Source organism: uncultured Slackia sp., assembly GCF_934630525.1.
GTDB lineage: Bacteria > Actinomycetota > Coriobacteriia > Coriobacteriales > Eggerthellaceae > Slackia.
The window spans coordinates 18,323-33,527 of sequence record NZ_CAKTVX010000005.1; the positions used below are offsets into that span (position 1 = coordinate 18,323).

The following is a 15,205-nucleotide window of genomic DNA, read 5'->3' on the forward strand; positions in this document are numbered from 1 at the left end:
TTCTGCGAGACGCTAGTTCTCGGTCGCTTCTTCCACCATGCTGATGAGCTCTTGCTGGGAATGCACGTCGAGCTTCGCGTAAATATGGCGCACGTGGGTTTTTACCGTGTTGTGCGACAGCACGAGCTTTTCCTGAATGACGGGGCTCGTGCGTCCGCGCGCAAGCAGCTCGAATACCTCGGTTTCGCGCGCGGTGAGGCGATGCTTCTCGGCAACGGCGGCGCAGGCGGTTTCGAACGCGGTGTCGTCCGATTTTTGCTGAAGGTCTTCCGCAGGTTCAGCTTCTTCAGCGAGCTGCGCTGCGGCTTCTTCGCCGTTCGCGTTCTTCATAAGGCTTTCTGTATGGGCGGGAGTAATGCCCTCGATGGTTTCGGCGAAGCTGTAATTGCGCATGCCGACATAGTTGTATGCGACGAACGCGAACGTAATGGCCATGGTAATCCATGCGGCGACGGTCGCGTTGCTTGCGGATATCCCATTAACGAGCTGCGCGATGGGCGCACCAATGCCAATGCCGAGCCACTGCGTGGCCAGAATCGAGGCGGAAACGGCGACTGCGCCCAGTTTGTTTCGCGCGCCAACGGCGGCGATGAAGCAGTACATGAGCACGTTGAACAGGTCGGACCCCGCGCCGAGAAGCGTGCCGTGAGCTTGCATGTTGAACGGGTCGGCGCCGCCGAAAAGCAGCAGCGGCGTCGTGAGGAAGCCGGCAAATACGAGCAGCATCGACCCCCGATAAAGCGCGTCGGTGGAAATCGAGCCTCGCGCCACAACGGTGATGAGCGCAATCGTCACGGGAACGAATGAGATGAGCGTTCCGGCGGCGGAAAGCTCGTTTTTCGCTCCGCCAAGCGCGAAGCCGCACGCGATGTTGAACAGCAGAATCGAGACGAACGCAAGGCTCGAGAACGACACATAGGAAGAAGGGCTCGTGATATTGAGCACGGTGGGGGCCGTGGAATCGTGGATGCTATTGAGAATTTCACGGGCGCCGCGACGAATGAACAAATAGCTTGCGACGAGCGCCGTGACGAAGGCTACGGTTGCCAGGCCCATGGAAGAGGGAAGTCCGAGCGCCATAAGACCGCAGCGAAACGCGTATTCCAAAACGAACCCTGCAGGAACGGCGATCATGGCGCGCGTCGCTCCTAAGTTGGCAAGCCCGATGCCGGTGAGCACGGCGAGCCATGCGCTGCCAAGGCCGCCAAAGGGAGCGCCAAGAAGGAGCAACGTCGTATTGTTGGTAAGAACGCCTATATAAAGAAGAATCGCCGCGCCGACGGTAGATGCCAGGCATGCTGCCGACCATACGCTCTCTCGCATGAGCGAAGGGCGCACGTAGGCCGCCACGGCAACAGCGATAGAAAATGCCGCACCGCAGTACGTCGATATTTCACGAGCGGGCGGCATAATGAGCGCCACGTTCGGAAAAAGCATCGAGTTGACGATGAATGACGAGAGCAACGCAAGCGTGAGTGCAGCGCATACGCGAAGTGTTGCTGGCGCGGCAACGCGTTCAGTAGTATCCATATCTATTTCCCTCCGCGCAAAAGTGTATAGCAAGACGCTTGATTAGTCTGCTGAAAATCTCACCCTCTGAAGGCTATTTTGAGGTGAGCGATATACGAAATGCCTGTTCAGAGGTGCCTTTATGAACTTCGCGGCCAAGGGGTGACGCAATGCGTCCGCTTCGAGCGTAATCTGCGAGCCACATTCGCAAATCAAACGAGGAGGGCGAAATAATGGAAGAGAAAATCACGAACAAGGGCGTTTCTCGCCGCAACTTCCTTGCGGGCGCTGCGCTGGCTGGCGTTGCTGCCGCAGGCGCGGGTCTTGCTGGTTGTGCTCCGGCGGGCAACTCCGCTAAGGGCGACGCTTCGAAGGGCGCCGCTGCTGCAGAGACCGACGCTCCCGCATGGCTGGGCGTTGAGCCTGAGGTTGCTGAGTCTGATATCAAGAAGACCGAGGAGACCGACTTCCTTATTATTGGCGCTGGCACCGCGGGCATGTGCGCCGCTGGTACGGCTGCCGACCTTGGCATGAAGTTCATCCTTGCCGACAAGAACGACAAGGTCACCGAGACCCGCGAGTACTGGGGCATCGTGAACTCCAAGGCCGCTGTTGCTCAGGGCGGCGAAGTTGACGGCATGAAGCTGCTCAACGAGCTCACCCGTTACGCTTCCGGCAAGTGCAACCAGGACGTTATCAAGATGTGGATCGACGAATCCGCCGAGCTGTTCGACTGGATCGATCCTCTGATGCAGGCAGCTGGCAAGCAGGCTGTTGTCGATATGCCTCCCGCGCACGCAACTGGCGGCACCGACTACATGCTGCCTGTTCTGCAGCACATCTACCTCACCCCGTACTCCGCCCCCATGCGCAACGACGTTCTGCTCTCCCATGTTCAGGAGAAGTCTGCCGACAGCGTTCGCTGGGGTTACGACCTGGTGAAGCTCGTTCACGAAGAGGGCAAAGTTTCCGGCGCTATCTTCAACACCTCTGAGGGCTATGTTCAGGTGAACGCCAAGAACACCCTGCTCGCCACAGGCGGCTACCCGGCCAACCCGACCATGATGAAGGCTCTGCAGCCTGCCGCTGTCGGTTGCTGTACCGCTTCGAGCTTCAACCCTGCCGACACCGGCACCGGCCTGAAGGCTGGCCTGTGGGCTGGCGGCGTCAAGGACCCCGATCCCGCGCCGATGGTCTTCGACCGCGGCGCTGTCGAGGTTGGCGTTGACTGCGGTTACATCGGCAAGGGCGATGAGGCTGCATTCCCTGGTACCATCTTCCAGGAGAACATTGGCAGCCAGCCGTTCATGAAGGTCAACCGCAACGGTGTGCGCTTCGCTAACGAGTCCACCCCGTACGACACGCTCTGCTTCCAGGCTGCTCAGCAGCCCGGCGGCGTGTGGTGCTCCATCTTCGACGCCAATGCGCCTGAGGACATCATCCGCTTCTCGACCATCGGCTGCTCCGCATTCGCCAACCAGATGATGGCCGCCGGCATGCCTCTCGAAGAGTTCGTCGCAACTTCCCGCGACGCTGGCTTCCTGAAGAAGGCCGACACCATCGAAGAGCTCGCTGACAAGCTGGGCTTCGAGGGCGAGTCCAAGAAGGCCTTCCTCGAGCAGGTCGAGCGCTACAACCAGCAGTTCGACGCTCAGGCCGACGACGACTACGGCAAAGAGGCTTATCGTCTGTCCGCCATTCGCACCGCTCCGTTCTACGGCCTGTGGTTCGGCGGCACGCTGCTCACCACCATCGACGGTCTGCGCATTAACTCTGAGTGCCAGGTTCTCGATGAGAAGGGCGCTGCTATCGAAGGCTTCTATGCTGCAGGCGACGTTTCCGGCAGCTTCTTCAGCGGCAACTACCCCGAGTACATCGTGGGCGTTGCTTCGGGCCGTTCTTCGACCCAGGGCCGTCACGTCGCTCGCAAGCTCGGCGGCGACCTGTAAGTCTCGGTATATGCCGGCGGTTTAATCGCCGCCGGCTCCGAGCCCAGATACCAAGCTTCGCTGGCCGCTTCTTTCGCCGACCCCTTCGGCTTAAGGCTCTCCTTGGCCAGCTTGGTTTTTGATATCTGGTTTCCGACGCCTGGCTTCCAATACCCGGTCCTGGCGTCTGGTTCCCTCCCTTTTTCCTCAAATAACTCGGGCGAGCCCCTTTCTTTCTCCCCAAGCTCGCCATTTCAATACCGTTGCCCGCACTCCCTCCCTCCCCGCGGGCAACGGCTTTTCTGTATTGTGCGGCCGTGAAAGCGCCGGTCTAACAACCCCTCACTGAGATTTAGAAAGCCTCATTCGATTACCGTCGAGTGGGGCTTTTGCTGTGTGGGGCGACCCAAAACCACAATATGTAGGTATCACTCGTACATCTTCCCTATATGGGGCATATAAATAATCATTCAAAGTGACAGTTAAGTAACGTGCAAAATAAATTGTCAGATAAGTTGACAATGAGGCACTTAGATTTTATATTGCCAAATGTACCAAGAAGGCTCCAAGGCCGCGGAAAGAAAAAGCCGTGGGCTTCGAGCCAAACAAGCAAGGTAAGAACAGTCGGTGGCAATGCCACCAGCGGGGCTGCTGGATGCGGCTTCGTCAACGAGAAAGGGCTGAATAGATATGGGCAAGATTCTGGGTATCGACCTGGGCACCACGAACTCCGCGATGGCGGTTATGGAGGGCAATGAGCCCACCATTCTGGTGAACGCCGAAGGCGATCGCACCACTCCGTCGGTCGAGGGCTTCCGCAAAGACGGCGAGCGTGTTGTCGGCAAGGCCGCCAAGAACCAGGCTGTCACCAACCCCGAGAACACCGTTGCGTCTGTGAAGCGCTTTATCGGCCGCAGCTATGACGAGACCTCCGAAGAGCGCAAGACCGTCGCCTACAACGTGGTGAAGGGCAAGGATGGCCGTTCCGTCGTCGATATCGATGGCAAGGAATACACCCCCGAGGAAATTTCGGCTATGGTTCTGCAGAAGCTGAAGGCCGACGCCGAGAAGCGCGTGGGCCAGCCGATTACCGAGGCCGTCATTACCGTTCCTGCATACTTCAACGACGCTCAGCGTCAGGCCACCAAAGACGCTGGCAAGATCGCTGGCCTCGACGTGAAGCGTATTATCAACGAGCCTACCGCTGCGGCTTTGGCTTACGGCCTCGACAAGGTGAACAAGGATCAGAAGATCCTCGTGTTTGACCTTGGCGGCGGCACGTTCGACGTTTCCGTGCTTGAGCTCGGCGACGGCGTGTTCGAAGTTCTGTCCACCGCTGGCGACAACCACCTGGGCGGCGACGACTGGGACCACCGCGTCATCGACTGGATGGCCGACAAGTTCGCTGCTGACAACGGCGGCATCGACCTGCGCAAAGACAAGATGGCTCTGCAGCGCCTGAAGGAAGCTGCCGAGAAGGCGAAGATGGAGCTTTCCTCCACCACGCAGGCTTCCATCAACCTGCCGTTCATCACGGCTGACGCTACCGGCCCGAAGCACCTCGACTACACGCTGACCCGCGCTGAGTTCGAGCGCATCACGAAAGACCTGCTCGACCGCTGCAAGCAGCCTGTTGAGCGTGCGCTGAAAGATGCCGATCTTGGCACGGGCGACATCGACGAGGTCATTCTCGTTGGCGGCTCCACCCGTATGCCGGCTGTTCAGCAGCTCGCTGAGACCATGACGGGCAAGAAGCCGAACATGTCGGTGAACCCCGACGAGGTCGTCGCTATTGGCGCAGCTGTTCAGGGCGGCGTGCTTTCCGGCGATGTCGAAGGCATTCTGCTTCTCGATGTCACCCCACTTTCCCTGGGCGTTGAGACCATGGGCGGCGTGATGACCAAGATGATTGACCGCAACACCACCATCCCGACCCGCAAGACCGAGATTTACTCCACGGCTGCCGACAACCAGACGTCCGTCGAAATTCACGTTCTGCAAGGCGAGCGCCAGATGGCCAACGACAACAAGACCCTTGGCCGCTTCCAGCTCACCGGCATTCCTGCGGCTCGCCGCGGCGTGCCCCAGATTGAGGTCACGTTCGACATCGACGCCAACGGCATCGTGAACGTTTCCGCTAAAGACCTGGGCACCGGCAAGGAGCAGCAGATCACCATTTCCGGTTCCACGGCTCTGTCCGACGACGAAGTCGACCGCATGGTGAAAGACGCCGAGGCTCACGCCGACGAGGACGCGAAGCGCAAGGAAGAGATCGAGGCTCGCAACAACTGCGACTCCCTCGTGAACGCTACCGAGACCACGCTCAATGAGCTGGGCGACAAGGTTCCCGCCGACAGCAAGTCCACGGTTGAGGCTGCTATCGCCGAAGCCAAGACTGCGCTTGAGGGCACCGACATCGATGCCATCAAGGCTGCCACCGAGAAGCTGCAGCAGGCAAGCTACAAGCTGGCCGAGGTTGCTTACAGCAACCAGGACGCTGCCGCTGCCGGCGCCGCGGGTGCTGCTCCCCAGCAGGATGACGGCCCCATCGAGGCCGACTACGAGGTCGTCGACGACAAGAACGAAGGGAAATAATCATGGGCAAGGACGGTAAGAACAAAGCCGCCCAGGAGCCTCGTGAGATTCCTATCGACGGCGCAGATGAAGTAACCGAAGGGGCGGCTGAAGCGGCCGCCCCGGCCCCCGAGGCCGAACAGGTTGAAGCTGCCGAGGCCACCGAGGCCGAGGCTGATTCCATCGAGGAAGAGGCTGAAGCGGTTGTGGCCGACGCTGAGCGCGTCGCCAAGGCCGAAGCTGAAGCGGCCGCCATGCGCGATAAGTACCTTCGCCTTCAGGCGGAATGGGACAACTATCGCAAGCGCACGGCCGAAGAGGCTGGCGAGATGCGCGTTCGTGCTGCTGAAAAGCTCATGGGCGATTTGCTTCCCGTGATGGACGACTTCGAGCGCGCTATCGCGCACGCCGAAGCCAATGGCGATGCCGGCCTGCTCGACGGCGTGAAGGCGATTTCGACCAAGCTTTCCGAATCGCTCGGCAAGCATGGCCTTGAGACCATCGACCCCGCGGGTGAGGCGTTCGACGCGCTTGAGCACCAGGCCGTAGGCCAGGTCGAAGACGCGAGCGTGCCCGACGAGACCGTGGCGCAGGTGTACCAGAAGGGCTATCGCCTGGGCAAGAAGGTTATTCGTCCGGCAATGGTCACCATCTCCACTGGCGGCCCGAAGCGCGAAGTCGAAAGCGACGACGCAGAATAGTATGTATTGGAAGGCGGGCACAGTGCTCGCCTTCTTTGTAGAAATTGCACGTCAGAATAAAAGGAGGTGGCGCAGTTGGCAGCCACGCCGGACTACTACAAGACGCTCGGGGTTTCCCGCAGCGCCACGGACGAAGAGATTAAGAAGGCCTATCGCAAGCTTGCACGCACGAACCACCCCGATGCAGGCGGCGATGAGGAAAAGTTCAAGGAAATCAACGAGGCCTACGAGGTCTTGAGCGATAAGAAGAAGCGCAAGCTTTACGACCAATACGGAACCGCCGATGAACAGCGCATTCCCTATGGTTGGGGCGGCGGCGCCGGCGGCGCTGGGGCTTCGGGGTTCGGTGGCTTTGGCAGCTGGGCCGACATTCTGGACAGCATTCGTCGCGGTGAAGGCGTGGCGGGCGCTGGCGGCTTCAACGTTGATGACATTTTCGGCGGAGGCGGCTTCGGCGGCTCGGGCTTCGGCGGGCAATATCAGCCGCAGCCCCAAAAGGGCCGCGATATGAACGTGACGCTCAACGTGAGCTTCGACGAGGCATTCAACGGCTGCACCAAGAAGGTGAGCGTGCGCAACCCCCAGGGCGGCGTCGAAACGCTTGACGTGAAGGTGCCCGCCGGCGCGGTCGATGGTGGCCGCGTGCGCTTCCGCGGCAAGGGTGCTGCGGGTGCAAATGGGGGCCCGGCCGGCGATTTGCTCGTGACTACGAAAATCAGCGAGCATCCGCTGTATTCGCGCCATGGCGCCGACGTGCTCATGACGGTGCCCATCACGGTTTCCGAAGCTGCGCTCGGTGCGAAAATCGTGATTCCCGTGCCCGACGGCACGAAGATCCGCGTAAGCGTTCCCGCCGGTTCCCAAGACGGCACCGAGCTGAAAATCAGCGGCAAGGGTGCCCCGAACGTGAAGGGCTCGGGCAACGGCGCGTTGCGCATTACGTTCCATGTGGAAATCCCCAAGCACATGACCGAGCAGCAAGAGCAGGCCATGATCGATTTCCAGGCGGCTTGCGAGCATGCGGGCCAAAACGTTCGCGAGCATTTAGGCGTGTAGGAGATAGCAATGGCAGACAGGCACACACCTCTCTATATGATCGGCGTCGCGGCCCAGCTGGCGGGCGTGCACCCTCAAACGCTGCGCATTTACGAGCAAAAGGGCCTCGTGAGCCCTCAGCGCACGAGCGGCAACACGCGCATGTATTCGCAAGCCGACATCGAGCGCCTTGAGCTTATCAACGAGCTCACGAGTGAGGGCATCAACCTTGCGGGCGTCATTCGAATTTTGGATTTGAAGGGCCGCCTCGACGAGCGCGATGAGGAAATCGACGACTTGCACAAAAAGGTGCGTCGCCTGGCCGACCGCGTGCATGAGCTCGAAACGCGCGAAAGCGTGTCGCGCCTCATGCTTCCCGCGAGCACGCAAAACATCGAGGTGCGTTAGCGCGCCAACCTGTTAAATGCTCGTAGCGTTTAACAGGTTTTATTCGAAACCAATTCTCTCCATCTAGGAAGGAGATAGTTTTATGAGACTCGACAAACTTGCAGTAACCGCTCAAGAGGCCTTCCAGGCCGCTATGGGCATCGCGAGCGACGCCGACACGTCGTCGGTCGAGCCGATTCATCTGCTGAAAGCCCTACTCGATGCGGGCGAGAACAATATTTCGGCCATCATCAAGCGCGTGGGCGCCGACCCTGCGATGCTTTCGGGCGAAGTCGATAAGGCCATTGCCAATGGTCCCAAGGTCACGGGCGGCGTGATGGGCATGCCCCTTCCGTCGCAGGGTCTCATGAACGCCATCGACAACGCGGTGAAGGCCGCCGAAAAGATGGGCGACTCCTACGCGACGAGCGAGCATCTGCTCATCGCCCTTACCGAGGACAAGGGCCAGGCGGGCAAGATTCTCAACGGCGCGGGCGTGACGCGCAAAAACATCGAGGAAGCCTACGACGACCTTCGCGGTGACACCCGAGTGACCGACCAGCAGAGCAAAGCCGAGCTCGATGCGCTGAACCAGTACGGCCAAAACCTCACTCAGCAGGCGCGCGAGGGCAAGCTCGATCCGGTCATCGGCCGTTCCGACGAGATTCGTCGCACCATTCAGGTGCTTTCGCGCCGCACGAAGAACAACCCTGTGCTCATTGGCGAGCCGGGCGTTGGCAAAACGGCAATCGTCGAGGGCTTGGCCCAGCGAATCGTTGCGGGCGACGTGCCGTCGAGCCTGAAAGACCACGATGTTATCGCGCTTGACCTGGGCGCTATGGTTGCGGGCGCGAAGTACCGCGGCGAGTTCGAGGATCGTTTGAAGGCGGTTCTGCGCGAAGTGAAGCAGAGTAACGGCCGCATCATTCTGTTCATCGACGAGCTGCATACCATCGTGGGCGCTGGTTCCACGGGCGATTCGTCTATGGACGCGGGCAACATGCTCAAGCCCGCATTGGCGCGCGGCGAACTGCATGCCATCGGCGCGACCACGCTCGACGAGTACCGCAAATACATCGAGAAAGATGCCGCGCTTGAGCGCCGTTTCCAAACGGTGCTCGTGGGCGAGCCCACCGTGGAAGACACCATCGCCATTTTGCGCGGCCTGAAGGAGAAGTACGAAATCCACCATGGCGTGCGCATCACTGATTCGGCGATCGTCGCTGCGGCTGAGCTTTCGAACCGCTACATTTCCGACCGCTTCCTTCCCGATAAGGCCATCGACCTTATGGACGAAGCTGCCAGCCGCCTGCGCATCGAGATCGACTCCATGCCGCAGGAAATCGATGCTGCTCAGCGTAAATATACGCAGATGCAAATTGAGGAGCAGGCGCTCATGAAGGAGAGCGACCCGGCGAGCGCCGAGCGCCTGGAAGAGCTGCGCAAGCAAATGGCCACGTCGAAAGAATGGCTTGATGCGCGCAAGGCCGAATGGCGCAACGAGAAGGACGTCATCGAGAAGGTACAAACCTTGAAGGCCGATATCGATGCGGCCCACGTTGACGAGGAGAAGGCTACGCGTGAAGGCGACCTGGTGAAGGCCTCCGAGATTCGCTATGCGAAGATTCCCGAGTTGCAACGCCAGCTGGCCGAGGCCGAAGAAGCCGTGAACGCCAAGCAGGGCGACGGCGCCATTTTGAAGGAAGAGGTTTCCGACGAGGAAATCGCCGAAGTCGTGAGCGCGTGGACGGGCATTCCCGTGTCGAAGATGATGCAGGGCGAAATGGCCAAGCTTGTTGACCTGGAAGACCAGCTGCACAAGCGCGTCGTGGGCCAGGATGAGGCCGTCTCGGCGGTCGCCGGCGCCATTCGCCGCAATCGCGCGGGGCTTTCCGACCCTGACAGGCCCATTGGCAGCTTCCTGTTCCTGGGCCCCACGGGCGTTGGCAAAACCGAGCTCGCGAAGGCGCTCGCTGAATACCTGTTCGACACCGAGCGCGCCATGGTGCGTATCGACATGTCTGAATACATGGAGAAGTTCAGCGTGCAGCGCCTGATCGGTGCCCCTCCGGGATACGTGGGCTATGACGAGGGCGGCCAGCTCACCGAGGCCGTTCGCCGCCGTCCGTATAGCGTGATTCTGCTCGACGAAATCGAGAAGGCGCACCCCGATGTCTTCAATATTTTGCTGCAGGTGCTCGACGATGGCCGCCTGACCGACGGCCAGGGCCGCGTGGTGAGCTTCAAGAACGCGATCATCATTATGACGAGCAACATTGGCTCGCAGACGATTCGCGATTTTGCGGCTGACGCACAGGAGGAGGCCAAGGAGCAGGGCGCCACGATGGGCGACTTGGTCCAGGATATGATGCAGGCCGATGCCGCTGGCTTTGCGAAGAAGATGGCGGAATTCCAGGCCGCAATGCAGGAGAACCTGCGTGCGACCTTCAGGCCCGAGTTCCTGAATCGTATCGACGATGTGATTACGTTCAAGCCGCTTTCGTCCGAGAACATCGAGAGCATTGTTGCTCTGCAGATCAAGGACGTGCAGGCGCGTTTGGCCGATCGTCGCATCGAGCTCGATGTGAAACCTGCCGCCATCGAATCGCTTGCCATCGACGGCTTCGATCCGGTGTATGGCGCGCGTCCGCTGAAGCGTTTGGTGCAGCGTGAGGTCGTTGACCGTGTGGCGAACGAAATCGTCGCCGGCCGCGTGATGGAGGACTCGAAGGTCACCATCGATTCCGATATCGTCGACGGCTACACCTGCAAGGTCGAAAACCCGCAGGCCGCTTCTGGCGAGCAGACCTACGAGGTGCCCTCTGAATAAAACGGTGCTGGTGCAGGCGAGGGCTCACGGCGCAACGGGATTCGGCGCGGCGCCTGGACCGCGAGGCTTGTGGCGCAATGCGTGAAGCACGGTGGTGCTGGGCTTGGGCGTAGCGGTTGGGCTCGAGAGGTTCGGCCGTGGCGCCTGGGTGCAACGAGCGCTCGTGTGATATGCGGAAATGCTCCGTTCGAGAAATCGAGCGGAGCATCTTTTTACGATGAGGCGGGTGCGTTCTTGCTCGAATCCTGCTCAGCTTCTACTCCAAGCATGTCGAACAGCTCCTGGCGCGTATGGATGTCGAGCTTCTGATAGATGTGGCGAACGTGGGCCTTTGCCGTGCCGTTCGCGATGAACAGCTCGCGCTCGATGATGCCGACGGTCTTGCGCTGCCCAAGGAGCAAGAGCACCTCTTCTTCTCGCGTCGACAACTTGTATTCACGCGCGACGGCCGCTACGCGCGTTGCGAGTTCGTGCTTCTTTTCGGCGGGCGATTTCTCTCGCGGTTCCGCTGCGGGGTTTGCTTGCTCTTCGGGCACAACCGGAACGGCGCCCCAATTGCTCGAAAGCTCCTTTTCCGACATGAAAATCATCGTAGCGGCAACGATGGAAATGACCGCAAGCGTGCTCGTAATAACCTCGACGTTCGCGGGAACAACGCCGATTGACCCCAGTGCTTGGCTCGTGTCGCGGCCGAGCAGCATGAAAATCTGCCGAACGCCGCGCTCGATGCCGAAGAGCCAGATGGGCGAGGCACCATAGCGATAGCAGATGCTGGTCATGATGATCATGATGAGTATCGACTGCATGGTGTAGCCGGCGGAGATACAGAATGAGCTCACCGATTCGCTGAACAAATTGAATGCGGGAAGCAGCAGGAATGCCGCCACGGTAATAGGCAGCGCCCCTTGGTAGATGAGCCCAAAATCGAAATGCTTTCCGCGAATGCTTACGCCAAGGAAAATCGCGAGCGCGGCGAAGAGCGTTCCAGGCGACGAGTGCGGGCCGAACCCTCCTGAATAGGAGCGCATTTCAAGGAGGCCGTAGGCGAATGCGTATGCGGCCATAAGGAATACGGCTTTCCAAGGAACGGAAAAGCCAGTCGCTTCGCGATGAGCGGGCCGATCCGATTTCGAGATATGCAGAAGTGCCGAATGGGCGCAGAGCAGGGAGACGAGCGGAAGAAGCGCCGTCATAACGAAGAGCCATTCGAATTTAAAGCCTTCATATATATAAATGACGAGTGCTCCCGCCACGATGGAAAGCGAATAATAGGCCGCAACGCGAAATGGGTTGAGGCTGCCGTAAATTTCGCTCCATATGACGATCATGAGCGCGATGCCCACGCCGCCAATGATTCCCGATGCCGTTCCAAGTTCGGCTGCGATATTCGGCGCGTAGAATGCCGAAAACGAGAGCGTCGTAGACGCAGTGAGTAAAACGCCCGTTATGGTAAGAGCGTTGCGTCGGCCAACGAGTGTCTTGATTTTGTTGGCGAAAATCGCGCATAGCACCACGGTGAACACCATGATCGAGTCGAAAAGGTCGCGAGGTGTCGCCATGTCGAAGGGAAAAGGCACGAACGTGCCCACGAAAGCGATTTCGATCCAAGCTCGATAGACGCCGAGGCCCAAGAAGGCAAGCGGCACCATGGGGATACACCCGAATAGCAACGAGTCTTTGGGCTCTTCGACTAGACTTTCGTCCAGCTCATCACAATTGTCGTTTTTTATAGGTTCAATTTCATGCGTATTGCACGGCGTTTGTTTCGGCACAATCCCTCCCCGATAGTGCGTTCGAGAACTATTTTTGCACGTCGGCCGAGGGTTATATAGGGGGGTTATAGAAAAATAACCCTATAAAATCGACTTCGGTCGATGCTTCGCCTCTTGTTCCAGCCTAGATTTCGGGGGGTTCCGAAGGGGAACGGCGGTGGTCTGTCCGAGTGAGAGCGGGCCGCCAACGAGAAACAACAGGAGGGATATCATGGAACTTTCACGTCGCGATTTGTTTAAATTCGGCGGCATCGCAGCCGTTGGGGCGGCCGGTGCAGGCATGCTCGCGGGCTGTGCTCCGTCGGGCGGGTCGTCGAAGGGCGCTTCGACCACCGCTTCTAAAGATGCCGACGGTTTGCCGAGCTTCTTCCAGGCCCCCGAAGCCATCAAAGACGTCAAAGAAACGAAGGAATTCGACGTGGTCGTAATTGGCGCAGGTGCCGCAGGCGTGCCATGCGCGCTGGCCGCCGCCGACGCGGGCGCGAAGGTTGCGCTCATTCAGAAAGAGAGCCAGGCGGTTTCTCAGGGCAATACGTGCGACTCGCTCGAGGCTTCCACGAGCGCTGCTGGCAAGGCGGCTGTGATGTCGTGGCTCACCGAACAGTGCGCATGGCGTTCGCACCGCGATCAGCTCGAGCTGTGGGCGAACAATTCTGGCGAAGCCCTGCATTGGTTGTGGGACAAGGCAACCGAAGCTGGCTGCCAAGTCGTCGACACCACCAAGAAATGGACGAGCAATATCTCGGTTATTGACGAACAGCCTGTTTCCTACTTCGCATTTGATTTTGGTCCGAAGCCCTACAACACCGGCAACGGCATGCGCGATCTGTGCGATTACTACAACGGAAAAGACGGCCTGGAGATTTTCTATTCCTGCCCCGCAGAGCAGCTCGTGAAAGACGGCGATAAAGTCGTGGGCGTCATCTGCAAAGATGGCAGCGACTACGTGCAATTCAATGCGAAAAACGGCGTCGTTGTCGCAACGGGCGACTACACCAACGACGACGAGATGATGGCCTACTACAATCCTGATATGGCGCACCTCGATCGCAAAGAGACCAACAAGACTGGCGATGGCCAGAAGATGATGGTATGGGCGGGCGGCCGCATGGAAAGCGTGTGCGGATCCAAGGTTCAGCACGACTTCGATGCTGGCCCGGGTTCCATGGCCGACATGCCGTTCCTGACCGTGAAAAATGACGGCACCCGTTTCTGCAATGAGGCGCGCAGCGCCATGGCCTATAACGGCAACTTCCTTACGAGCGAGGAAGACAACGGCTATTACACGCAGGTGTTTGACTCGAACTACATGACCGACTGCGCCGACTGGCCGGGCAAGCTCTATGATCCCGAGGCAATTAAGGCTTACATGCCTGAAGAGCCGGGCGAGAAGACGGGCGTGTATCCCGATTTGGCCGCGACTTTCAAGGCCGACACCATCGAGGAACTCGGCAAGAAGCTTGGCCTCACCGATGTGGACGCGTTTGTGAAGACGGTTGCTCGCTATAACGAACTCGTCGATGCTGGCGTTGACGAGGACATGGGCAAGCCCGCCAAGTGGCTGAAGCCTATCAAGCAGGCCCCCTTCTATGGCATCCATCGCCACATTCGCCTGTCCACCATCGTTCATGGCGTGAACGTCAATGGCGAGATGCAGGTGCTCGACAAGGACGGCAACCCCATCGAGGGCCTGTACTCCATCGGCAACTGCGCCGGCAACTTCTTCGGCAGCCCCGACTATCCCATGGACTTGCCCGGCCTTTCTCTCGGCCGTTGCCATACCCAGGGTTATGTTGTTGGCAAGATGCTCGGCTCCAAGTAATCGCTGCTTGAACAATTCGCATCGCTTTTCATGCGGCACCCCTCCCATACGGTCGCGTGCAAAAGCAATCCAGGCCCCGTTCGGCGTTGTCCGGACGGGGCTTTTCTTGTTTGGGGGGCGTCGGTTTAAGTTGGCAATGGCTCAAAAAGGAATCGAAACCGAGGGTAACTTTTTGCTTGTATATACCCCATGGGGGTATATAATGCGTATCGTGCAATGCAGGACGGGGAGCGAGGCCCTCTTCTTCCTACATTCGTGCCTTTTAAGGAATGGAGCCGCCATGGCCGAAGAGATGAAACAGTGCTGTGCGTGCCGGCATAAGGAAACCGAGCGCGCCGATGAACTGCAACGCGATTTGACCAAGCGCTTGAATCGTGCGATTGGCCAGCTCAATGGCGTGAAAGACATGATTGCCGACAATCGCTACTGCGGAGATGTGCTCGTGCAGCTCGTGGCGGCGGAATCGGCCGTGCATCGTATTGCCGAAATCGTTTTGCAAGACCACATGGAAACATGCGTGGTCGAGCAGGTGCGTGCCGGCAACGTTGAGGTGGTCGATGAGGCCATGCGACTCATCAAGAAATTCATGTAGCCGCAAAGAGCCAACTGATGAAAAACTAAGCGCGGCCTCGTGGTACAGATTGCCC

Annotated in this window: 10 protein-coding genes; 8 read left to right on the top strand and 2 right to left on the bottom strand. The window is 59.2% G+C overall.

The genetic code is table 11. From position 1 onward, the window contains the following. Positions 1-12: 12 nt before the first annotated feature. Complete coding sequence (locus Q0D41_RS05470; protein WP_294376387.1) at positions 13-1,530, bottom strand: response regulator transcription factor; 1,518 nt, start codon at positions 1,528-1,530, stop codon at positions 13-15. A 212-nt stretch (positions 1,531-1,742) separates the two neighbouring features. On the opposite strand from Q0D41_RS05470, the gene Q0D41_RS05475 reads away from it, so the two are divergent. The 6 genes from Q0D41_RS05475 to Q0D41_RS05500 all read left to right on the top strand — a co-directional run bounded on the left by Q0D41_RS05475 (position 1,743) and on the right by Q0D41_RS05500 (position 10,964). Beyond that, the gene (locus Q0D41_RS05475; protein ID WP_294376390.1) at positions 1,743-3,458 is read left to right on the top strand and encodes an FAD-binding protein; all 1,716 of its coding nucleotides are present in this window, start codon (positions 1,743-1,745) and stop codon (positions 3,456-3,458) included. A gap of 669 nt (positions 3,459-4,127) precedes the next feature. Then, positions 4,128-6,032 (top strand): molecular chaperone DnaK, encoded by a 1,905-nt coding sequence (gene dnaK / locus Q0D41_RS05480; RefSeq protein WP_294376392.1) that lies wholly within the window; start codon positions 4,128-4,130, stop codon positions 6,030-6,032. A 2-nt stretch (positions 6,033-6,034) separates the two neighbouring features. Beyond that, a complete protein-coding gene (gene grpE, locus Q0D41_RS05485; protein ID WP_294376394.1) occupies positions 6,035-6,712 on the top strand; it encodes a nucleotide exchange factor GrpE in 678 nt (225 codons plus the stop codon). 75 nt (positions 6,713-6,787) lie between these two features. Beyond that, the gene (locus Q0D41_RS05490) at positions 6,788-7,768 is read left to right on the top strand and encodes a DnaJ C-terminal domain-containing protein (protein WP_114614744.1); all 981 of its coding nucleotides are present in this window, start codon (positions 6,788-6,790) and stop codon (positions 7,766-7,768) included. A gap of 9 nt (positions 7,769-7,777) precedes the next feature. Further along, entirely contained in the window at positions 7,778-8,155 is a 378-nt protein-coding gene (locus Q0D41_RS05495; RefSeq protein WP_114614710.1) for a heat shock protein transcriptional repressor HspR, read from the top strand. 133 nt (positions 8,156-8,288) lie between these two features. Further along, the gene (locus tag Q0D41_RS05500) at positions 8,289-10,964 is read left to right on the top strand and encodes an ATP-dependent Clp protease ATP-binding subunit (RefSeq protein WP_367113815.1); all 2,676 of its coding nucleotides are present in this window, start codon (positions 8,289-8,291) and stop codon (positions 10,962-10,964) included. A gap of 212 nt (positions 10,965-11,176) precedes the next feature. Here the strand turns inward: Q0D41_RS05500 and Q0D41_RS05505 are convergent, their stop codons facing one another. Further along, the gene (locus tag Q0D41_RS05505; RefSeq protein ID WP_294376406.1) at positions 11,177-12,613 is read right to left on the bottom strand and encodes a response regulator transcription factor; all 1,437 of its coding nucleotides are present in this window, start codon (positions 12,611-12,613) and stop codon (positions 11,177-11,179) included. 334 nt (positions 12,614-12,947) lie between these two features. On the opposite strand from Q0D41_RS05505, the gene Q0D41_RS05510 reads away from it, so the two are divergent. Together Q0D41_RS05510 and Q0D41_RS05515 are read left to right on the top strand one after the other, a co-directional pair. Then, positions 12,948-14,558: an FAD-binding protein gene (locus Q0D41_RS05510; RefSeq protein ID WP_294376409.1), complete on the top strand. Its 1,611-nt coding sequence runs from the start codon at positions 12,948-12,950 to the stop codon at positions 14,556-14,558. Between the two features lie 280 nt (positions 14,559-14,838). Then, positions 14,839-15,150: a metal-sensing transcriptional repressor gene (locus tag Q0D41_RS05515; protein ID WP_294376410.1), complete on the top strand. Its 312-nt coding sequence runs from the start codon at positions 14,839-14,841 to the stop codon at positions 15,148-15,150. Positions 15,151-15,205: the final 55 nt, after the last annotated feature.

Bases quoted from the DNA above. Each gene is read 5' to 3' on its own strand.
- Q0D41_RS05515 (WP_294376410.1), top strand. From the start codon at position 14,839: ATGGCCGAAGAGATGAAACAGTGCTGTGCGTGCCGGCATAAGGAAACC.
- Q0D41_RS05470 (WP_294376387.1), bottom strand. From the start codon at position 1,530: ATGGATACTACTGAACGCGTTGCCGCGCCAGCAACACTTCGCGTATGC.
- Q0D41_RS05495 (WP_114614710.1), top strand. From the start codon at position 7,778: ATGGCAGACAGGCACACACCTCTCTATATGATCGGCGTCGCGGCCCAG.
- grpE (WP_294376394.1), top strand. From the start codon at position 6,035: ATGGGCAAGGACGGTAAGAACAAAGCCGCCCAGGAGCCTCGTGAGATT.
- Q0D41_RS05475 (WP_294376390.1), top strand. From the start codon at position 1,743: ATGGAAGAGAAAATCACGAACAAGGGCGTTTCTCGCCGCAACTTCCTT.
- Q0D41_RS05505 (WP_294376406.1), bottom strand. From the start codon at position 12,613: ATGGTGCCGCTTGCCTTCTTGGGCCTCGGCGTCTATCGAGCTTGGATC.
- dnaK (WP_294376392.1), top strand. From the start codon at position 4,128: ATGGGCAAGATTCTGGGTATCGACCTGGGCACCACGAACTCCGCGATG.
- Q0D41_RS05500 (WP_367113815.1), top strand. From the start codon at position 8,289: ATGGGCATCGCGAGCGACGCCGACACGTCGTCGGTCGAGCCGATTCAT.
- Q0D41_RS05510 (WP_294376409.1), top strand. From the start codon at position 12,948: ATGGAACTTTCACGTCGCGATTTGTTTAAATTCGGCGGCATCGCAGCC.